General features: G+C 56.1%; 1 rRNA gene. It reads right to left on the bottom strand.

The window, feature by feature from the left end:
- Positions 1–223: ribosomal RNA gene (locus MO387_RS21080) — 16S ribosomal RNA — on the bottom strand; the annotation flags it as partial.
- Positions 224–230 lie beyond the last annotated feature (7 nt).

The following is a 230-nucleotide window of genomic DNA, read 5'->3' as shown; positions in this document are numbered from 1 at the left end:
TCGCGGAAGGCCCGAAGGTCCCCTCCTTTCCCCCGTAGGGCGTATGCGGTATTAGCAGTCGTTTCCAACTGTTATCCCCCTCGACTGGGCAGATCCCTAGGCATTACTCACCCGTCCGCCGCTCGCCACCTCAGGAGTAAACTCCCTTGTGCTGCCGCTCGACTTGCATGTGTTAGGCCTGCCGCCAGCGTTCAATCTGAGCCATGATCAAACTCTTCAATTAAAGTTTT

The organism is Shewanella sp. N2AIL (assembly GCF_022690845.1).
Classification (GTDB): domain Bacteria; phylum Pseudomonadota; class Gammaproteobacteria; order Enterobacterales; family Shewanellaceae; genus Shewanella; species Shewanella baltica.
The sequence above is the reverse complement of the archived record's forward strand: the minus strand, read 5'-3'. Positions and strand labels throughout refer to the sequence as shown.